This window comes from Pseudomonas sp. v388 (assembly GCF_003935425.1).
In the GTDB taxonomy this organism is placed as follows: Bacteria; Pseudomonadota; Gammaproteobacteria; order Pseudomonadales; family Pseudomonadaceae; genus Aquipseudomonas.
In genome coordinates, this window is sequence record NZ_RHQN01000003.1 from 440,143 (window position 1) to 459,622 (window position 19,480).

Here is a 19,480-nt window from a genome sequence, read left to right on the forward strand (position 1 = left end):
TCAACATTTTTCCTGAGAGTAAGAGTTATCCCGCAGACGGGCGTGGAACGCAGCGTCTGCCGTGATCGGGGCGCAGTAACCGCGCGGCCCGCCGTAGTCGGTCAGTGCCTCGAAGCGCAGGTGCCGCGCCGGGGCCGCTGTCGACACCGGCCATTGCTGCGTGGCCCCGGGCGCCAGCAGCAGGTAGTCGCTGATCGGGTGGTTATCCACCGTCAGCGCCTGGAGTGAGGCGTGATAAGGCGTGGGATTGCTGACCTGCAACATTGACGCGCCGGTAGCCGATGTCGCCAGTTCCCAGCGCAGCGTCTCGGCGGTCAGCGCCGGATCGCCCTGCAGGCCGGGCGGTCGGTAGAACAGATTGATCCGCTGGCGCACGGCGATATTGAGCTGATTGACGCCCGCCTTTCGCTGCGGCACCTGGGTGACGTAGAGGTGCAGCAGCGACTCGCGCCCATCCGGCATGCCCTGGCCCTGATAGATGATGCGCAGCGTCTGCCTGGCGCCTGCGGCCAGTCGCTGCAAAGGCGGCGTGACCACAAAAGGCACGGGGCGGCGTTGCGCCGGCGCAGTGTCATCGTCGTCTTGCGCAGCGCTCAACACAGCCTGGAGCAAGACGTCCTGCGCGCCCCGATTGGTGGTCTGCATGCCCACCTCCCGATCCTTCCCGTCAAAGATCAGACGGGTTCCGGATAAAGCTACCGACGCCTGCGCCCCGGCGCTCGCCATGCACAGCCACAATGCCCAGCTCATCGCGCGATTCATCGGCACACCACCTTGAGGCGTTCATAGGCACGGCCCGAATCCTGCGGCGGCAAGCGGAACGGCGCCTGACAGCGTTGCCCGGACCAGCGCACCTGCAATACGCCGTGGTCCTGTTCGCTGAGCACCAGCGCCTGACTGTTCGGATCGACCACCGCCAGCGCCCTGCCCTGCCCGTCTTCCACGCTGGCGCCCAGCGGAACGGCACTGCCGTCGCCGCGCACCAGTTCGAATTGCACGCGCCGCCCGCTACTGGTCTGGAACCGCACCACCGGCATGGCGCCGCGTCGGGGCACGATCTGGGTGACGGCGTTTTCCAGATCGATACCGGCACCCAGCTGCCGCGTGTCGAGGCTGACCCAGTTGGTGCGATAGGGTTGCGCGTAAGGCAGCACGGCATAGCCATTGGCCGAGGTTTCGACGTTGGTGAAGGATTTCAGCCTGGCGCCGCCCACGTTCGGCACCTGCACCAGCGCGAAGGTCTCGCCCAGCGCCTGACCGAAGTTCACGCCGCCGGCATGGGCCACCACCGAACCGGACGCGCCCAGCGTAAAGGCGTCGTAGTCCCGGCCTTGGCTGTAACCGGCTTCGAAGCGCCCGTAAGGCAGCGTGGTGTTGATCTTGCCGGCGCCGAAATTTCCCGAACTGCTGTCGCGCCCGGCCTGCACCGAGTAGAACGTGTCACGGTCGCCAAGCAGCTGACCGTTGAGGCCGGCTTGCACGTTGTAGCCGCCGGAGCTGTCGCGCACGGCGTTGAGCGACAGCCGCGAGGAAGACGCGCTTGAACCCAGGGGCAATGTGAAGGTCACCGCCACTCGATTGTCGGTTTCACTCACGCCGTCGCGGGCAAATGACTGGTTACGCTCCACCGACAGGTTGTAGCTCAGCGTTCGCCATACCGAGTTGTAGGCCAGGTACAGCTGGCGGGTTTTGCCCGGCAGGTTCCAGTAGCGCTGCTCGGAAGCGGTCAGGCTTAACGAAGCGATCTGCGACGGCAGCACTTGGGTAACGCTGAGTTCCAGGCGGTCTTTGGCCCAGCCATTGGCGAACGGACCGGGCCTGGGGTCGCGTTCGCTCACGTGCTGATTCAGGGTCCGGTATTGCTCGGTCGAGTAGCGATACCCGGCGACCGCCAATGTGGTATCGGTCACATCCAGCGTGTTGGCGTAGCGCACCCGCAGGCTTTGCCCGCTGCGCTGGCGCGCCTGGAAATCGCTGATGGAATGGGTCAGGTCCAGCGACAAGGCGCCCAGTCCGGTATTGACCCCGGCTCCCAGGTTCCCCGCCTGGTAGTCATCGGCCAGTTGCAGGCCGCCAAAGCCGGTCACCGCTTCGGACAAGCCGTAGATCAGCGCGGCACTGGCGAAGTTCGGTGCGCGGTCGCCCTCGCCGTTGGTGTCGACCTGCCCGGCCGACAGGCTGTAGCGGAACGAGCCGGCCGGCACCATGATCGGCAGTGACGCGTAAGCCTGGGTGAACGAACGCCTGCGACCGTCGGCCTCGATCACCGTGACCTGCAAATCACCGTTGGAACCGTTGGGGTAGATGTCGGCAATCTCGAACGGGCCGGGAGATACGTTGCCGCTGTACAGCAGAAAGCCGTTCTGCCGCACTTCCACCGTGGCGTTGGTTTCGGCGATACCGCGAATGACCGGCGCGAAAGTCCGCTCGCTGTCAGGCAGCATGCCGTCGTCCGACACCAGCGCCGCGCCCTTGAAGCGCACGCTGTCGAACACTTGCCCGTCGGTGAAGGTTTCGCCGAGGGTCAGCTGGCTTTTGAGCGAGGTGATATCGCGCTGGGCAAAGGTGCGGTTGCTGCGGAATCGGTAGGTCTGGTCATTGCCGTAGACCAGTGAAGATTCGTTGCGCAAACGCCAAGCCCCCAGGTTCACACCGTTGCGCAGGCCCAGGTAATACTGCTCGGTTTCCTGGCCGCGACTGCTGCGCCGCGCTGCGTTGAACGCATAATTGACGTAACCCGCCGTTTCGCCTTCATCCCACAGATCCGGCGACACATAGCCTCGGGCGCTGCGCGCCATGACTGCCTGGGGCACGCTGATATTCAGGCGCAGCGCTGCGGGTTGGTAATCGACCCGTGCGAATTCGACCTGCGAGGCCAGATCGAAACAGCCTTGCGTGGCCGGCGTTTCGGGCAGACGTTTAAGGTCCAGGCCAAAACTGTGCAGCATTTCCGGCGTCAGGCATGGCTCGATCAGGCCAGAATTCCCGTTGCTGGAGAAAGTGATATCGCGGCGCCCCGTCAGCGCCCGGTTGACGTAGATATCCACGCGATAGGTGCCGGGCAGCACGCTGTTGGAGCGCAGGAATTCCTGAAGATCCGGCGGCTGGTCAGTGCCCTGGATGAACGCGGTGTTGAACTTTACCGACGGGGAGTCAGCCGCACGACCGGGTTCGGCGGCCAGCGATTTCATCGACATGATCAGCGTCAGGCTGACGCCAAGGCCAGGCAGACATGGCCTGGCAACAGTCCTCTTGCGGCGTTTGGGCTGCTCCTTGCAACCCGATAATACGAACGCGCCGACGACTTTTGTTCTTATGTTCCGTTTGTGCCATTCCATTAGCTGTCTTCACTCTACTTCGGCAATCGACTGCGCTGCGCCAAGTCCCTTTTGCGCCCACGCATGAATGCTGGGCCTTCGCGTGGCGAAGCCCAGTGGTTGAGAGTTGGATACGAGCACTCAGGCCGGTATCCGGATGAGGTCAAAGGGTTATCGTGGCTCGGCCCTGACCGCGACGGAGGTCGCGTCCTTTTTCAGCGTGGCGCGATACGGCACCTGCCCGCCAAAATCGTTGATGCTGATAAAGCTCAGTTCAAGCGGTGTATTTCCGGCCGTGCGTTTCAGCGCAAGCCGCACGGTTTCCTGGGGCGCGATCATCCGGGCATCCAGATTCGATAGCGGGGTATCCCCTTGCCGCGTGGCAACCTTGAGCATCGACACGTGGTAAGGCCCTGGATTTTTCACCAGCAGGACATCGTCGCCTGCCAGATGCCATTGCAGTTGCTCGGGCGCATCGTGCGGGTCGCCGGTCAGACCGTCGGGCCGGAAGAACACTTTGATGCGCTGGCGTACTGCGATTTGCAGGGAATTTTCCGCTGCGGTCTGGGGAATTTCCTGAACGTTGAGCCAGAACACCGACTCCCGATCCTGGGGCAACCCGGCACCGGCATAGATGACGCGCAGCAGCTGGCGTCCATTGCCGGGCATGCGGGCCAACGGCGGTGTGACCACGAATGGAGGCTTTACTTCGGTGGTGCCTTCGATTCTGGGTTCCAGCCAGGTTTGCAGGAGGATTTCACCGGTGCCGCTGTTGTGGACACCGAAGCTGGCTTCCTTGTCCGCGCCCTGATAGATGACACGTGTCGTGTTGAGCACGATGCCGGCCTGTACGCCGGGCATCCACAGCAGCGTGCCGATAAGCGCCGCCGCGCGAAAACAGTTCGAAAACATGCTGGCTTGCCTTGAGTTCATTTTTGACCCGCCGATTGGCAGCGGCTCTGTGGGCAGGACGGCTACCCGCCCTGCCCTGTGCATTACTCGTAATCCAGCACGAAAGGCATGAAACCGTCGGCGTTGCCGGGGTTGGTGGTAGTGCCGTTGAGCACGTATACGGCACCGAAGTTGATTTCAGCCGTGGCACCGCCGGTTCCGTTCAGGACCAGGTCGGTGTCGATGGTTTCGGTCCCGCTCAGGTCCATCAGCTTGTTGGAGGCGTTGAGCAGGCCGATGCCCACGCCATCGGCGGCGCCGGTGGTGCGCAGCAGCTTGGCGTCGTTGTTGTCCAGGCCGCTGCCGTTACGCGCGGCGAAACGCATTTTTACCGTGCTGTACTGATCGGCACCGGCGCTGCAGTTGACCAGCATCTGGATCGGCGTGGCGGTTTCAAAACGCGACGCGCCGGACAGACCGATATCCGAGAACGACACGTTGCCCATGTCGACATTGATTTCGCCGGGATTGCCAGGGCTGACACCGGTCCCCGGCGCGACGGCGCAGGAGATATTGGTCAGTGTGCCGTTGAAGATCAATTTGCCGTTGTTTGCGGCATGGGCGCCGGCCATCACGCCCAGGCCCAGTACGCCGGTTACTGCCACTGCCAGAGAGAGCTTTTTCATGCTAACTACATTCCTTGTGTTATTCCGTGTGTGCCCGTGTTCGGACGGCGAGCACTATAGGTCGCAGGCTCTTGATTCGCTGTCAGGCTAGTTACTTTGCAACTAGAGAATGCTCGCTATAACGCATAAGTAATTTCTGTAGGAAAAAATGGAAACTGCCTACAAGCCAGGAATTAAAAGGCCTGGCAGGAATAACCCGGCAACAAGGTCAACCAAAGAGTTGCACTTCACTACCAGGCGCAAACACGGGACAGGTGCGCAGCGAGGACAATCTGCAACCGCCCTCCCCGAAAGACGGGAGACGACGGCTTGCAGCGGGCAGGCGCCCAAAAGGACGGTGTTACTGGTAAGTCACGGTGATCACGCCAGCTTCAGCGGAGCGCGATGCCGCTGGCGCAGAAACCTGAATCGGCGTGTAGTGGGCGACGAAAGGCGCAGCCTCGGCATTGCAGGCGTTCGGCGCTGCCTGGACCTGATACGTCACGCCCGGCGCCAGTTCCAGGCGCTGGCCAGCGGCTTGCCCGGTGTGGCTGACAGGCAGCAGATTGCAGGTCGCATGGACCACGCTGCCTTGAAACCTCACGGTGTTTTCCGCCATGACTGGCGTTGACAGGACGGCGACACAGGCAAGGATCGTCGCCAGCAGGCCGCGCGAGTCGCCGCCTTCGCCAGCAAGCTGGCTCCCCCGAGGCCCATTTGCAGGAGCGAGCTTGCTCGCGATCTGGCGCGCAGCGCCAGCAAAACCCCACAAGGATCGGCGTAAATAACCAATGGCAGGCACGACATTAGAGAACACAACTAAAACCGACGTTTCGCTTTTCATGGCAATACTCTCCGTTTGATCAGCTCACATGACCAAGTTAAGTCGAGTGCAGAATTAACTGCCAGAAAAATCCGATCTTATATGTAGGAAATATCCTAGGACATTCAAGTTTTCTGGTCAGTTTCCGATCTAATCCTTATCGCCCGCTTACTGTGTTTCTTGACCCGTGGTGCGGGATCGCCTGCCTTGCTGACATTTCTGACAGCTAAAAGTCATTTTGCTGACCGGGTTTGCGGGCTATAAGGAAGCATTGGTTGGCCCATTACCCACTTGACCCCATCCTGGCGCCCGTTCCCATGCGTAAACAGACCCGAATCGTCCTGGTCGTCGTCGGCCTGATAGCCGTTGCCGCGATGGCCAGCTGGAGCCTGACCCGCCCAGCCACAGCGAAAATCAGCCCGGCGGTGAACGTGCCGGTCAAGGTGGTACGGGTCAGCGTGGAGGACGTGCCACGCTTCATGACCGGAATCGGCTCGGTGCAGTCACTGCAAAGCGTGGTGATCCGGCCTCAGGTCGATGGCATCCTGACCCGCGTGCTGGTCAAGGAGGGTCAGCAGGTCAAGGCCGGTGATCTGCTGGCAACCATCGATGACCGCTCCATTCGCGCCGCGCTGGAACAGGCCAAGGCCCAGCTGGCCCAGAGCCGCGCCCAGCTTGAAGTGGCGCAGCTGGACCTCAAGCGCTACCGCCAGCTCACCGAAGACAACGGCATTTCCCGCCAGACGTTCGACCAGCAACAAGCGCTGGTGAATCAGCTCAGCGCGACCGTGCAGGGCAATCAAGCCAACATCAATGCCGCCCAAGTGCAGCTTTCCTACACGCAAATTCGCTCACCGGTGACCGGCCGAGTCGGCATTCGCAATGTGGATGAAGGCAACTTCCTGCGCGTGACGGATGCCAACGGGCTGTTTTCGGTCACCCAGATCGATCCCGTGGCCGTGGAATTCTCACTGCCGCAACAGATGCTGCCGACCCTGCAAGGGCTGGTGGCCGGCTCCACGTCGGCGGCAGTCAAGGCTTACCTGGGAGACGACGGCAACGGGCTGTTGCTGGGCGAAGGCCGGCTGGCGCTGATCGATAATCAGGTTTCGGCCGGCACCGGCACCATCCGCGCCAAGGCCCGCTTCGCCAACCCCAGGGAATTGTTGTGGCCGGGGCAGCTGGTGACCGTGAAAATCCAGACCGGAATCGAGCAGGCGGCGCTCAAGGTGCCACCGCAGGTGGTGCAGCGGGGTGTCGATCAGCACTTCGTTTACCGGGTAACCGCTGCAGACCAGGTGGAGGTGGTGCCGGTCAAGGTGCTTTATCAGGACAGCGACATGACCCTGATCAGCGGCCCGCAAGCCGGCGACGTTCTGGTCAGCGACGGTCAGTCGCGACTGCGGCCCGGCACCAGGATCACGGTGGTAAGCGAGCCGCCGCTTGACCGGACCGTACAGACCGGAGGCACACCATGAAAGGCCAGGGTTCGGTCTCCGCCTGGTGCATCGATCATCCGGTTGCCACCCTGCTGCTGACCGTTGCGCTGGTGCTGCTGGGCGTCATTGCCTTCCCGCGCCTGCCCATCGCGCCGTTGCCGGAAGCGGAATTCCCCACCATCCAGATCAATGCGCAGTTGCCCGGCGCCAGCCCGGAGACCATGGCGTCGTCCGTGGCGACGCCGCTGGAGGTGCAGTTCAGCGCCATTCCCGGCATGACGCAGATGACCTCCACCAGCGCACTGGGCTCGACCAACCTGATTCTGCAATTTGCCTTGAGCAAAAGCATCGACACCGCCGCCCAGGAGGTTCAGGCGGCGATCAACACTGCTGCGGGCCGCCTGCCCGCCGACATGCCGAACCTGCCGACCTGGCGCAAGGTCAATCCGGCGGACAGCCCGGTGCTGATCCTGAGCGTCAGCTCCAGCCTGATGCCCGGCACGGAACTGAGCGATGTCACCGAAACCATCCTGGCCCGTCAGCTCAGTCAGGTCCAGGGCGTCGGCCAGGTGGCCATCACCGGTCAGCAACGTCCGGCGATCCGGGTTCAGGCCGCGCCGGAAAAACTCGCCGCCCTCGGTCTGACCCTGGCCGATATCCGCGTCGCGGTGCAGCAGACCAGCCTGAACCTGGCCAAGGGTGCGCTGTACGGCAAGGACAGCATCTCGACGCTGTCGTCTAACGACCAACTGTTCAAACCGGCGGACTACGCGCAACTCATCGTTTCCTACAAGGATGGTGCGCCGGTCTATCTCAAGGACGTGGCACGGGTCGTCTACGGCTCGGAAAATGCCTACGTAAAAGCCTGGTCCGGCGACCAGCAGGGTGTGAACATCGCCATCTTCCGTCAGCCCGGCGCGAACATCGTGGAAACCGTGGACCGGATTCAGCGCGAGCTGCCGCGCTTGCAGGAGATGCTGCCCGCTGCGGTGGATATCTCGGTGCTCAATGACCGGACCCGGACCATCCGCGCCTCCCTGCATGAGGTCGAGTTGACGCTGGGTATTGCGGTGCTGCTGGTGGTGGCGGTCATGGCGGTGTTTCTGCGCCAGCTGTCGGCGACGCTGATCGTCAGCGCGGTGCTGGGCGTTTCCCTGGTGGCCAGCTTTGCCATGATGTATGTGCTGGGCTTCAGTCTGAACAACCTGACACTGGTGGCCATCGTGGTCGCGGTCGGGTTCGTGGTGGACGATGCCATCGTGGTGGTAGAAAACATTCATCGCCATCTCGAAGCCGGCCAGGGCATGCGCGAAGCGGCGATCAAGGGCTCGGGTGAAATCGGTTTTACCGTGGTGTCGATCAGCTTTTCCCTGGTGGCGGCGTTCATCCCGCTGCTGTTCATGGGCGGCGTGGTCGGGCGCCTGTTCAAGGAATTCGCCCTGACCGCCACCGCGACCATCATGATTTCCGTGGTGGTGTCCCTGACCCTGGCGCCCACGCTGGCGGCACTGTTCATGCGCGCGCCCAGGCACGGCCAGCACAGCAAGCCGGGGTTCGGCGAGCGCTTGCTGGCCGCCTATGAACGAGGCTTGCGCAAGGCGCTGGCGCATCAACGCCTGACCATGGGTGTGTTCTTCCTGACGTTGCTGCTGTCGGTGGCCGGGTATGTGTTCATTCCCAAAGGGTTCTTTCCCATTCAGGACACCGCCTTCGCGGCCGGCACCACGGAAGCGGCTGCGGATATTTCCTATACGGACATGGTGGAAAAACACCTGCAACTGGCGAAGATCGTCGGTGCCGACCCGGCCGTGCTGGCGTTTTCCCACTCGGTGGGGGTCAGCGGCAGCAACCAGACCATCGCCAACGGCCGTTTCTGGATTTCCCTCAAGCCGCGCTCCGAGCGCGACGTCTCGGCCAGCGAGTTCATCGACCGTCTGCGGCCCAAGCTGGCGAAAGTGCCCGGCATCGTCCTGTATCTGCGCGCCGGACAAGACATCAACCTCAGCTCCGGGCCCAGCCGCAGCCAGTATCAGTACGTGCTCAAGAGCAACGACGGCGCCCTGCTCAACACCTGGACCCAGCGCCTGACCGACAAGTTGCGGGAAAACACAGCGTTTCGCGACCTGTCCAATGACCTGCAACTGGGCGGCAGCGTGACCCATATCGATATCGACCGCAGCGCGGCGGCCCGTTTCGGGCTGACCACCGCCGATGTCGACCAAGCGCTCTACGACGCCTTCGGCCAGCGGCAGATCAGCGAATTCCAGACCGAGGTCAACCAGTACAAGGTGATTCTCGAACTGGACGCCCGGCAGCGCGGCCGCGCCGAGAGCCTGAACTATTTCTACCTGCGCTCACCGCTGACCAATGAAATGGTGCCGTTGTCGGCACTGGCCAAGGTCAGCGCGCCGCGCATGGGACCGTTGTCCATTGCCCACGACGGTATGTTCCCTGCCGCCAATCTGTCGTTCAACCTGGCGTCCGGCGTTGCGCTGGGCGATGCGGTGCGCATGCTGGACCAGGCCAAGAACGACATCGGCATGCCGGCGTCGATCATCGGCAACTTCCAGGGCGCGGCCCAGGCGTTCCAGAGTTCGCTGGCCAACCAGCCGTGGCTGATCCTGGCGGCGCTGGTGGCGGTGTACATCATTCTGGGCGTGCTGTACGAAAGCTTCGTGCACCCGCTGACGATCATTTCCACACTGCCGTCGGCGGGCATCGGCGCGCTGTTGCTGCTGTGGATCATGGGCCAGGATTTCTCGATCATGGCGCTGATCGGCGTGGTGCTGCTGATCGGTATCGTCAAGAAGAACGGCATCCTGCTGGTGGACTTTGCCCTGGAAGCCCAGCGTGACCAGGGGCTGACCCCGCAGGAGGCTATCTATGAGGCGTGCATGACTCGCTTCCGGCCGATTATCATGACCACCCTCGCCGCGCTGCTGGGCGCGCTGCCGTTGATGCTGGGGTTCGGGGTCGGGGCCGAGCTGCGCCAGCCATTGGGTATCGCAGTGGTCGGCGGGCTGCTGGTCAGCCAGATGCTGACGCTGTTCACCACGCCGGTGATCTACCTGCAGCTGGAGCGCGTGTTCCATCGTCGTCAGCCGACGCCCGCGCCGCCGCGGGCCATTCATTCCTGAGAGCCGTCTCATGCGCGTGCTGATTATCGAAGACGAAGAAAAGACCGCCGCTTACCTGCACCGCGGCCTCACCGAACAGGGTTACAGCGTCGACGTCGCCCGCGACGGCGTCGAAGGCCTGCACCTGGCACTGGAGAACGAATATGCGGTGATCATCCTCGACGTGATGCTGCCGCAGCTGGACGGATTCGGTGTCCTGCGCGGCCTGCGTGCGCGCAAGCAGACGCCGGTGATCATGCTGACCGCCCGTGAACAGGTCGATGACCGCATTCGCGGCCTGCGCGAAGGGGCCGACGATTACCTGGGCAAGCCGTTCTCGTTCCTTGAACTGGTCGCCCGCCTGCAAGCCCTGACCCGTCGCAGCGGTGGTCACGAACCGGTGCAGATCAGCATTGCCGATCTGTGGATCGACCTGATCAGCCGCAAGGCGACCCGCGCCAACGCCCGCCTGGAACTGACCGCCAAGGAGTTTTCCCTGCTCAGCGTGCTGGCCCGGCGCCAGGGCGAGATCCTGTCCAAGACATCCATCGCCGAAATGGTCTGGGACATCAACTTCGACAGCGACGCCAACGTGGTGGAAGTCGCCATCAAGCGTCTGCGCGCCAAGCTTGACGGCCCCCACGAACATAAGCTGCTGCACACCATCCGAGGCATGGGTTATGTGCTGGAAGATCGCAGTGCGCACTGATTCCATCGCCCTGCGCCTGAGCGGGCTGTTCGCGCTGGTCGCCCTGGCGGTGTTCGTGCTGATCGGCTGGGCGTTGTACCTGCAGGTAGACAAGCGTCTGGACCTGCTGCCCCGCGCCGAGGTGGATGCGCGCTACAGCGTGCTGGAATCGGCGGTCAACCGTTACGGCAACCCGGAGCACTGGCGCCGGATCAAGTCCAAGCTGGCGCTGCTGGAACAGGAAGATAAACGCGTGCGTTTCTGGGTGGTCAGCAGCGACCCGGACTACGAATTCGGCGAACCGGATCAGGCGATCCGTCGTTTCGCCGAAGGCCCGCTGGGCATGCGCGACCTGACCCTGCCCGACCACCCGTTCAGCTTCAAGGTGCTGGTCAGCGAATTCGCCGCCAAGGAACAACGCCCGGCCCTACGTTTTCTCACCGCCATCGACACCGGCCCCTTCTGGCACACCCAGCACTCGCTGCTGATCGCACTGATCAGCCTGGCCTGTATCGGCGTGGTGCTGGCTTCGGTGCTCGGTTACTGGGTGGCGCGCATCGGCCTGCGCCCGCTGGCCAGTTTGTCGCTGGAGGCGCGCAAGCTCACCCCGCCGCGCCTGTCCGGCCGCCTGCAACTGTCGCCGCTGCCGCCGGAACTGGAGCACTTCGTGACCTCCTTCAATTCCACGCTGGAGCGGGTCGAGCAAGCCTACTCGCGGCTCGAATCGTTCAACGCCGATGTGGCCCATGAACTGCGTTCGCCGTTGACCAATCTCATCGGCCAGACACAGGTGGCACTGACCCGCGGGCGCTCGGCCGAGCATTATTTCGAGGTGCTGCAATCAAACCTCGAAGAGCTGGAGCGGCTGCGTTCGATCATCAATGACATGCTGTTCCTGGCCAGCGCCGATCAGGGCAGCCGGGCAACCGAACTGACGTGCGTGTCGCTGGCCGAAGAAGTTGCCACCACGCTGGACTATCTGGATTTCATCCTTGAAGACGCGCAAGTCCAGGTGCGGGTACAGGGCGATGCCAGCGTCCCCATCGACAAGGCGCATCTGCGCCGGGCGCTGATCAACCTGCTGCATAACGCGGTGCAGCATACCGATGCGGGCCAGGTCATCGAGGTGGACATCCGCGACGACGGCGAGCGGGTCAGCATCAGCGTCGCCAACCCCGGTACGCAGATCGCGCAGGACCACCTGCCACGGCTGTTCGAGCGCTTCTATCGGGTCGACGCATCGCGCAGCAACAGCGGCGCCAATCACGGGCTGGGGCTGGCCATCGTCAAGGCGATTGCGCTGATGCACGGCGGCACGGTGTTCGTGCACAGCCGGCAGGGCATCAACACCTTTGGTATCAATCTGCCGCGCTGAATCGGCAAGATGTGATATATAGCTCGCGCCACATTTGTCCTGCGGGTAGACCCCACACAATGACCTCCCCTGCTGCCAAGCACGCGGCCGGCTCGAAGATGACCCGCCCGGAAATCCTGCTGATTCTCGGCAGCTCGTTGTCGGTGCTGGCGATCCTGTGCATCGTCGCCTGGCTGCTGGTGCGCGAGCGGGCCGACGCGTCGCTGACCGCCACCCGCAACGCTTCCAACCTCGTGCAACTGATCACCGCCGACGTGTTGCGCAACGCCGAACTCTACGATTCGTCGCTGATCAGCATGATCAAGGCCTGGGAACGTCCGGACGTGGCGAAGCTGGCGCCCGAAATCCAGCAGTACATCTATTTCGACCGTTTTACCGCAGCCCCTTACAAGGGCGACCTGGTATTGCTCGACCAGCAAGGCGCCATCGCCGTCGATTCGCTGTCGGTCACACCTCGCCAGGACAATTTTTCCGACCGCGGCTATTTCCAGGAGCACCGTGCCAACCCTTCGCTCGGGCTGTATGTCAGTGGGCCTTACAAGGCTCGCTGGGGCTACAAGGACTGGTGCATCAATTTCAGCCGGCGCCTCACCGGCCCGGATGGCGAGTTTCGCGGCATCGTCAGCGCCGCCATGCGCCTGGTGTACTTCAAGCAGTTGTTCACCGGCCAGGTGCTGGGCAAGGACAGCGGCATAGCGCTGGTCAACACCGACGGCATTCTGGTGGTGCGGTATCCGGACATTTCTGGCCAGGACCTGACCGGCAAGGACTACGCCCAGATCCCCAACTTCCAGCGCATTCTGCGTGAAGGCACAGGCAGCTTCACGGCCTTCTCCAGCCAGTTCAACGCAGACCGGTTCTTTACCTTTTCGCGGGTCGGGGATTTGCCTTTGATCATCGTCCTGGGCCAGTCGACGCGAGAGGTCTACGCGGTCTGGAATCGCAATGCCCTGCTGGTAGGCGGCGCGACCGGCGCCTTGTGCCTCGGGATTCTCTGGCTGACGCTGTTGCTGTGCCGGGAACTGCGCCTGCGCCACCGTGCCGAAACCGAACTGGCGAAACTGGCCGCCACCGACGGCCTGACCGAACTGCCCAACCGGCGCCAGCTCGACGAGGCCATGGACACCGAGTGGGCACGGGCACGGCGCTCGGGCAAGCCATTGTCGCTGCTGATGGTGGACGTCGATCACTTCAAGGCCTTCAACGAGCAGCACGGCCATGCGGGCGGCGACGAGGCGTTGCGCAAAGTAGCGCGCACCATCTCAGAGAACATCCGCCGTCCCGGTGATTTCGCTGCGCGTTATGGCGGTGAAGAATTCGTGGTGGTATTGCCGGAAACCGACCTGCCGGGCGCCATGGCCCGTGCCGAAGTCATTCGCCGCGCCGTCGAAGCCATGCCCGTGTTCGATAACGCTACAAGGCCGATCACCGTGAGCATCGGCGTCGCCTCGTTATCAGTATTGCCGGGCCACAAACTGGAGGCGTTTTTCGGTCAGGCCGACAAGGCGCTGTATCAAGCCAAGAACAACGGCCGCAATCGGGTGGAGCATCGGGTCATTCGGCTGTAGCCAAAAACACAGTAGGACTCGGCAGACGCAAAAACGCCAGGCAAGCCTGGCGTTTTTGTTGGAGCGCGGTCGGTCGATTACGACTGACGCCGTACCTGGTCACGCAGCGCCTTGACTTGGTCATGGTTACGCTGAGTACCTTCCAGCTGCTTCTGGATCAGGCCGATAACGTTGGCCGGCAGCGCTTTCTCGGTCGCCTTTTGCAGGGCTTCCTTGTAAGCCTTCAGCGCCACGTCTTCGCCACGCTCAACTTCGTTGAGGATCGCTTCATCGCTCTTGCCGGTGACCAGGGATTTAAGGTCAACCCAAGCGCGGTGCAGAGAGCCGGAGACGCTGGAAGAGGTTTCCGGATCGCCGCCCAGAGTGCGAACTTCCGCCTGCAGTTCGGAGACTGCCTTGGCGCAATCTTGAGCACGAGACAGGAAGAACGACTTCAGTTGTGGGTTCTTGAGGTCTTCAGCGCTGGTTTCAAAACCTTTCTGACCGTCCTTGCTGGTTTCGATCAGGTCGTTCAACAGGTCGATCGATTCTTTATTGATATCAGTCATCGTGAATATCCTCTCAGGGCAGTTTAAGAAAAGTTGTTGCCTGTCTAGGTAATTGCAGTGACTGTGCCAGCTTTTTCCGATTTATCTTTTCCTTTTATATCAATAACTTAACGATGTTTTCACATCTCTTCATCGTTCGTTCTGCATGAACTGTCGTTTTGCCCTCATGCAGAATGCATGTATGGTCGCTGCGTCTGAATCCACCGCTGCGTATCAACCATGAATCCCGAAAAACTGAAGCTGCTGGTTACCCGCGAAATGCCGTTCGGCAAGTACAAAGGACGCCTGATCGCAGACCTGCCCGGCCATTACCTGAACTGGTTTGCACGCGAGGGTTTTCCGCAAGGCGAACTGGGCGGGTTGCTGGCGCTGATGCAGGAGATTGATCACAACGGCTTGAGCGCACTGCTCGACCCGCTGCGCACACGGCCGCGTCAGGCATACAAGGATCGCTGAAGCGGGAGAACGGCCCGAGAAGAAAAAACACGATGCTCCGGACCAGGGAGCACCGTAAAGGACAAACAACCAACAACAACTTCTTTGAAACACCTGCGGCGGGCGCCGCAGGCTGCTTGTTCAGGAAAACGCTTTCACCCGACTGATGTTCAGTCGAACAACGCCATGGCTTGTGCCGTGGCTTCCTGGATACGACCCCAATCGCCGTTCTTGACCCAGGCGTTGTCGATCATCCAGGTGCCGCCCACGCACATGACGTTGGGCAGTGCCATGTAGCTGCGCAGGTTCTGTTCGTTGACGCCGCCGGTAGGACAGAACTTCACTTCATTGAACGGCCCGCCCAATGCCTTGAGCGCCGCCACGCCGCCGCTGATCTCGGCCGGGAACAGCTTGAAGCGGCGGTAACCCATGCCGTAACCGATCATGATCTCCGAGGCGCTGCTGATCCCTGGCAACAACGGCAGCGGACTGGCAAGCGCCGCTTCCAGCAGGTCATGGGTGCTGCCGGGCGTGACGATGAACTGCGCACCGGCCGCTTGCGCATCGGCCAGCATCTTGCGGTCCAGGATGGTACCGGCACCGACACACAGCTCCGGGCGCTGCTCGCGCAGGATGCGGATGGCGCTCAGGCCGAATTCGGAGCGCAAGGTGACTTCCAGCGCGGTCAGGCCGCCGGCTGCCAGTGCATCGGCCAGCGGCAGCACGTCCTCATCACGCAGGATGGTGATGACCGGCAGGATCCTGGCCTTGGCGCAGAGCTCGTCGATCTGGGCAATCTTGTTCGCCATGCTGCTCTGCGGCTGATTATTTTCATGTTGGGTCATGGCGGCGGTTCCTTTGCTTATGGGCACCAGTAGATCTCTAGGGTCGAATCAAGAAAGGCACGGACCGGCATTTGGGCGATGTCATCGCCGCCCAGCGCGGCGCGCAAGGTATCGAGTTTGGCCTGGCCGGAAACCGACAGGATCGGAAAGCGCGCCGATGCCAGCAGCTGGCGCGTCATGGTCAGGCGCTGATGCGGCACGCTTGGCGCCAGCATCGGCAGGCAACGGCGTTCGCTGTTCAGGTCCAGCGCTTCGCTCAGGTTCGGGCTGTCGGGAAACAGCGAGGCAGTGTGACCGTCGTCGCCCATGCCCAGAATCAGCACATCGATAGGCGGCAGCTCGGCCAGCACCCGATCAGCCACTTGTGCGGCTTCTTCCAGGCTCGGCGCGACGTTGTACAGCCCTACAAAACGGGCTTCGGCGGCTGGCCCCTGCAACAGATGGCGCCGCAACAGGCCGGCATTGCTGTCGGCATGTTCGATGGGCACCCAGCGCTCGTCCGCCAGGCTGATCACCACGCGGGACCAGTCCAGCGGCTGCCTGGCCAGACCTTCGAAAAACGCCACCGGGCTGCGGCCGCCGGACACCACCAGGGTGGCGGTGCCGTTGGCCTCGATGGCCGACTTCAGACGCGTGGCCACGTTGGCAGCCAGCGCCTCGGCCAGTTGCTGCGGATTATCGAACGTATGAGCTGCCAGCCCTGCGGGCAGCTCAAGATCACATATCGCCATACCAGGATCTCCCATCGCGAGTAATCAGGGCAATGGAGCTCATCGGCCCCCAGGACCCGGCTGCGTAAGGCTTGGGCGCATCGCCCGCCTTCTTCCAGCCGGCGATCAGTTGATCGCACCATTGCCACGCGTACTCGATTTCATCTTTACGGACAAACAGGTTCTGATTGCCACGCATGACTTCCAGCAACAACCGCTCGTAGGCGTCGGGAACCCGAGCGCTGCGGTAGGTGTCGGAAAAATTCAGTTGCAACGGGCCGCTGCGCAGCTGCATGCCTTTGTCCAGGCCCTGATCCTTGGTCATCACCTGCAGGGAAATCCCCTCGTCGGGTTGCAGGCGGATGATCAGGCGGTTGCTGATTTGCAGGCGCTGTTCAGGGGCGAAAATGTAGTGCGGCGGCTCTTTGAAGTGGATCACGATCTGCGACAGCTTCTGCGGCATGCGCTTGCCGGTGCGCAGGTAGAACGGCGTGCCCGACCAGCGCCAGTTGCGGATGTCGGCGCGCAGCGCCACGAAGGTTTCGGTGTCGCTCTGGGTGTTGGAATTCTCTTCTTCCAGATAACCCGGCACCGCCTTGCCTTCGCTGTAGCCGGCGGTGTACTGGCCGCGCACCACTTGGGTGGCGAGTTTTTCCGGCGTGAACGGCGCCAGAGCCTTGAGCACCTTGACCTTCTCGTCCCGGATACTGTCGGCGGACAGGTCGCTGGGCGGGTCCATGGCGATCAGACAGAGCAGTTGCAGCAAGTGGTTCTGGATCATGTCCCGCAGCTGGCCGGCCTGGTCGAAGTAGCCCCAACGGCCTTCGATGCCGACCTTCTCGGCCACGGTGATTTCCACGTGGGAAATGTGATTCTGGTTCCACTGGGTTTCGAACAGGCTGTTGGCAAAGCGCAGGGCGATGAGGTTCTGCACCGTGTCCTTGCCCAGGTAGTGGTCGATCCGGTAGACGCGGTTTTCCGGGAAGAACTGCGCCACGGCATCGTTGACCCGCTGCGACGAGGCCAGGTCGTGGCCGATGGGCTTTTCCAGCACCGCGCGGGTGCGATCGGCCAGGTTGACCGATGCCAGGTTCTCGCAGATTGCGCCATAGACTGAAGCCGGCGTGGCGAAGTAGGCGATCAGCGTTTGCGCATCACCCACCCGCTCGGCCAGCGCCACGTAGTCCTCGGCCTTGAGGAAATCCACGTGCACGTAGCTCAGGCGAGCCTGGAAGCCTGCAACGTTGTCGGCTTCCAGCTCGGCCTCGGGAATGAAGCGGCGCATGGACTGTTCGATGTACGCCAGATGCGACTGTTCGTCGCCCGCCTCGCGGGCCAGGGCAAGAATTTTCGTGTCTTCGTGGAGCAATCCGGCGCGATCTAGCTGATAAAGAGCCGGGAACAGCTTGCGCACTGCCAGATCGCCGAGGGCGCCGAACAGGGCAAATGTGCAAGGCTCAACCGTAATCAGAGGCATAATGTTGGTTCTTTTATCAAGTTAAGCTACAAATACCTTTTTTAAAGGCGTTACTCAAGGCCATATGTAGTAATAACCACAACATTGCCGTGAAAAGCATATTCCAGTGGTGATCAACACAGGCCCTCAGTACGATAGGCCACCTTTGCTACAGGCTAAAGAGCTAATAAAAGCTTGCGCCCAAACCGTTGGTGAATCTGCCCGACAAGGACTTTGAATGGACCGCGTACGTAACCTCCTGGAGCAGATCCAGGGCCGACTCGATGAGCTGAACAAGGCCGAGCGCAAAGTCGCCGAGGTGATCCTGCTCAACCCTCAGATGGCGACGCGGCTGAGCATTGCAGCCCTCGCCCAGGCCGCGAAAGTCAGCGAGCCTACGGTCAACCGTTTCTGCCGCTCGTTCAACGTCAGCGGCTATCCGGAACTCAAGCTGCAACTGGCGCAGAGCCTGGCCAGCGGCGCGGCCTACGTGAGCCGCGCGGTGGAAGCCGACGATAATCCCGAGGCGTATACCCAGAAGATCTTCGGCAGCGCCATTGCGTCGCTGGACAGCGCCTGCCAGCAACTGGACCCGGCGCTGATCAGCAAGTCGGTGGACATGCTGATCCAGGCACGGCAGATCCACTTCTTCGGCCTCGGCGCTTCGGCGCCGGTGGCGCTGGACGCACAGCACAAGTTCTTCCGCTTCAACCTGGCCGTCACGGCCCATGCCGATGTGCTGATGCAGCGCATGATTGCGTCCGTCGCGCATACCGGTGAACTGTTCGTGATCATTTCCTACACCGGTCGTACCCGCGAGCTGGTGGAAGTGGCCCGTATCGCCCGGGCCAACGGCGCTTCGGTACTGGGCTTGACCGCCGCCGGCTCGCCGTTGGCCCAGGCCAGCACGGTGAGTCTCAACATTCCTCTGCCGGAAGACACCGACATCTACATGCCGATGACCTCCCGGATCATCCAGCTCACGGTGCTGGACGTCCTCGCCACCGGCATGACCCTGCGCCGCGGCGTCGACTTCCAGCCGCACCTGCGCAAAATCAAGGAAAGCCTCAACGACAGCCGTTATCCGGTGGAAGATCAGGGGTAACAGCCCCAACGCCCTGCGCGTCAGATCGCGACCAAGGTCGCTCCTACAATGGTCGCGGCTTACGTGATCCTGTAGGAGACAGCTCGCTGGCGAAGACGGTGTTCCAGGCAATGGATCAACTGCGTATGTACCCATTTTCCTGCCGCTGCGCGCCAGATCGCGACCAAGGTCGCTCCTGCAACGGTCGCGGCGTACCGCGTTCTGTAGGAGACAGCTTGCTGGCGAAGACGACGTTTCAGGCGGTGGGTCAGCTGTGGATGTACCCATTTTGGCTGCCGCTGCGCGCCAGATCGCGACCAAGGTCGCTCCCACAACGGTCGCGGCGTACGTGATCCTGTAGGAGACAGCTTGCTGGCGAAGACGGTGTTTCAGGCGGTGGATCAGCTGCGGATGTACCGTTGTTCGCTGCCGCTGCGCGCCAGATCGCGACCAAGGTCGCTCCTACAACGGTCGCGGCGTACGTGATCCTGTAGGAGACAGCTTGCTGGCGAAGGCGGTG

The 19,480-nt window shown here is 62.2% G+C and carries 16 protein-coding genes; 7 read left to right on the forward strand and 9 right to left on the reverse strand.

What is annotated here, in order from left to right:
* The 5 genes from EGJ27_RS09695 to EGJ27_RS09715 form a co-directional block, all read right to left on the reverse strand.
* Complete coding sequence (locus EGJ27_RS09695) at positions 1-762, reverse strand: molecular chaperone (RefSeq protein WP_125830501.1); 762 nt, start codon at positions 760-762, stop codon at positions 1-3.
* Positions 759-3,338 carry a fimbria/pilus outer membrane usher protein gene (locus EGJ27_RS09700; RefSeq protein WP_125830502.1) on the reverse strand — a complete coding sequence of 860 codons (2,580 nt, stop codon included), beginning with the start codon at positions 3,336-3,338 and terminating at the stop codon, positions 759-761. Before EGJ27_RS09700 ends, EGJ27_RS09695 begins: the two co-directional genes overlap by 4 nt.
* Before the next feature lie 150 nt (positions 3,339-3,488).
* A complete protein-coding gene (locus tag EGJ27_RS09705; RefSeq protein WP_125830503.1) occupies positions 3,489-4,229 on the reverse strand; it encodes a molecular chaperone in 741 nt (246 codons plus the stop codon).
* Between the two features lie 83 nt (positions 4,230-4,312).
* Complete coding sequence (locus EGJ27_RS09710) at positions 4,313-4,894, reverse strand: fimbrial protein (protein ID WP_125830504.1); 582 nt, start codon at positions 4,892-4,894, stop codon at positions 4,313-4,315.
* Between the two features lie 340 nt (positions 4,895-5,234).
* Positions 5,235-5,477, reverse strand: coding sequence for a hypothetical protein (locus tag EGJ27_RS09715; protein ID WP_125830505.1), 243 nt, complete (start codon positions 5,475-5,477; stop codon positions 5,235-5,237).
* A 536-nt stretch (positions 5,478-6,013) separates the two neighbouring features.
* Between EGJ27_RS09715 and EGJ27_RS09720 the strand changes: the two genes are divergently transcribed.
* The 5 genes from EGJ27_RS09720 to EGJ27_RS09740 are packed head-to-tail and all read left to right on the forward strand — an operon-like array spanning position 6,014 to position 13,882.
* On the forward strand, positions 6,014-7,174 hold the full coding sequence (locus tag EGJ27_RS09720) for an efflux RND transporter periplasmic adaptor subunit (protein WP_125830506.1): 1,161 nt from the start codon (positions 6,014-6,016) through the stop codon (positions 7,172-7,174).
* Positions 7,171-10,272, forward strand: coding sequence for a multidrug efflux RND transporter permease subunit (locus EGJ27_RS09725; RefSeq protein ID WP_125830507.1), 3,102 nt, complete (start codon positions 7,171-7,173; stop codon positions 10,270-10,272). Before EGJ27_RS09720 ends, EGJ27_RS09725 begins: the two co-directional genes overlap by 4 nt.
* 10 nt (positions 10,273-10,282) lie before the next feature.
* The gene (locus tag EGJ27_RS09730) at positions 10,283-10,960 is read left to right on the forward strand and encodes a heavy metal response regulator transcription factor (RefSeq protein ID WP_125830508.1); all 678 of its coding nucleotides are present in this window, start codon (positions 10,283-10,285) and stop codon (positions 10,958-10,960) included.
* Positions 10,950-12,314, forward strand: coding sequence for a heavy metal sensor histidine kinase (locus EGJ27_RS09735; RefSeq protein ID WP_125830509.1), 1,365 nt, complete (start codon positions 10,950-10,952; stop codon positions 12,312-12,314). The genes EGJ27_RS09730 and EGJ27_RS09735 overlap by 11 nt, the downstream gene beginning before the upstream one ends.
* A gap of 59 nt (positions 12,315-12,373) precedes the next feature.
* Positions 12,374-13,882, forward strand: coding sequence for a sensor domain-containing diguanylate cyclase (locus tag EGJ27_RS09740; RefSeq protein WP_125830510.1), 1,509 nt, complete (start codon positions 12,374-12,376; stop codon positions 13,880-13,882).
* A 77-nt stretch (positions 13,883-13,959) separates the two neighbouring features.
* On the opposite strand, the gene EGJ27_RS09745 is transcribed toward EGJ27_RS09740, so the two are convergent.
* Complete coding sequence (locus EGJ27_RS09745; protein ID WP_125830511.1) at positions 13,960-14,430, reverse strand: PA2169 family four-helix-bundle protein; 471 nt, start codon at positions 14,428-14,430, stop codon at positions 13,960-13,962.
* A gap of 219 nt (positions 14,431-14,649) precedes the next feature.
* On the opposite strand from EGJ27_RS09745, the gene EGJ27_RS09750 reads away from it, so the two are divergent.
* Positions 14,650-14,886, forward strand: a complete 237-nt coding sequence (locus EGJ27_RS09750) for a DUF3820 family protein (protein WP_125830512.1) — start codon at positions 14,650-14,652, stop codon at positions 14,884-14,886.
* Positions 14,887-15,035: 149 nt separating this feature from the next.
* Here EGJ27_RS09750 and EGJ27_RS09755 read toward each other — a convergent pair whose 3' ends face one another.
* The 3 genes from EGJ27_RS09755 to zwf are packed head-to-tail and all read right to left on the reverse strand — an operon-like array spanning position 15,036 to position 17,897.
* The gene (locus EGJ27_RS09755; protein ID WP_125830513.1) at positions 15,036-15,710 is read right to left on the reverse strand and encodes a bifunctional 4-hydroxy-2-oxoglutarate aldolase/2-dehydro-3-deoxy-phosphogluconate aldolase; all 675 of its coding nucleotides are present in this window, start codon (positions 15,708-15,710) and stop codon (positions 15,036-15,038) included.
* 17 nt (positions 15,711-15,727) lie between these two features.
* Complete coding sequence (pgl, locus tag EGJ27_RS09760) at positions 15,728-16,441, reverse strand: 6-phosphogluconolactonase (RefSeq protein WP_125830514.1); 714 nt, start codon at positions 16,439-16,441, stop codon at positions 15,728-15,730.
* Positions 16,428-17,897 carry a glucose-6-phosphate dehydrogenase gene (gene zwf, locus EGJ27_RS09765; protein ID WP_125830515.1) on the reverse strand — a complete coding sequence of 490 codons (1,470 nt, stop codon included), beginning with the start codon at positions 17,895-17,897 and terminating at the stop codon, positions 16,428-16,430. The genes pgl and zwf overlap by 14 nt, the downstream gene beginning before the upstream one ends.
* A gap of 217 nt (positions 17,898-18,114) precedes the next feature.
* Between zwf and EGJ27_RS09770 the strand changes: the two genes are divergently transcribed.
* Positions 18,115-18,981, forward strand: coding sequence for a MurR/RpiR family transcriptional regulator (locus EGJ27_RS09770; protein WP_125830516.1), 867 nt, complete (start codon positions 18,115-18,117; stop codon positions 18,979-18,981).
* The last annotated feature ends 499 nt before the right edge of the window (positions 18,982-19,480 follow it).

Bases quoted from the DNA above. Each gene is read 5' to 3' on its own strand.
- EGJ27_RS09695 (WP_125830501.1), bottom strand. From the start codon at position 762: ATGAATCGCGCGATGAGCTGGGCATTGTGGCTGTGCATGGCGAGCGCC.
- EGJ27_RS09700 (WP_125830502.1), bottom strand. From the start codon at position 3,338: ATGGAATGGCACAAACGGAACATAAGAACAAAAGTCGTCGGCGCGTTC.
- EGJ27_RS09705 (WP_125830503.1), bottom strand. From the start codon at position 4,229: ATGTTTTCGAACTGTTTTCGCGCGGCGGCGCTTATCGGCACGCTGCTG.
- EGJ27_RS09710 (WP_125830504.1), bottom strand. From the start codon at position 4,894: ATGAAAAAGCTCTCTCTGGCAGTGGCAGTAACCGGCGTACTGGGCCTG.
- EGJ27_RS09720 (WP_125830506.1), top strand. From the start codon at position 6,014: ATGCGTAAACAGACCCGAATCGTCCTGGTCGTCGTCGGCCTGATAGCC.
- EGJ27_RS09725 (WP_125830507.1), top strand. From the start codon at position 7,171: ATGAAAGGCCAGGGTTCGGTCTCCGCCTGGTGCATCGATCATCCGGTT.
- EGJ27_RS09730 (WP_125830508.1), top strand. From the start codon at position 10,283: ATGCGCGTGCTGATTATCGAAGACGAAGAAAAGACCGCCGCTTACCTG.
- EGJ27_RS09740 (WP_125830510.1), top strand. From the start codon at position 12,374: ATGACCTCCCCTGCTGCCAAGCACGCGGCCGGCTCGAAGATGACCCGC.
- EGJ27_RS09745 (WP_125830511.1), bottom strand. From the start codon at position 14,430: ATGACTGATATCAATAAAGAATCGATCGACCTGTTGAACGACCTGATC.
- EGJ27_RS09750 (WP_125830512.1), top strand. From the start codon at position 14,650: ATGAATCCCGAAAAACTGAAGCTGCTGGTTACCCGCGAAATGCCGTTC.
- EGJ27_RS09755 (WP_125830513.1), bottom strand. From the start codon at position 15,710: ATGACCCAACATGAAAATAATCAGCCGCAGAGCAGCATGGCGAACAAG.
- pgl (WP_125830514.1), bottom strand. From the start codon at position 16,441: ATGGCGATATGTGATCTTGAGCTGCCCGCAGGGCTGGCAGCTCATACG.
- zwf (WP_125830515.1), bottom strand. From the start codon at position 17,897: ATGCCTCTGATTACGGTTGAGCCTTGCACATTTGCCCTGTTCGGCGCC.
- EGJ27_RS09770 (WP_125830516.1), top strand. From the start codon at position 18,115: ATGGACCGCGTACGTAACCTCCTGGAGCAGATCCAGGGCCGACTCGAT.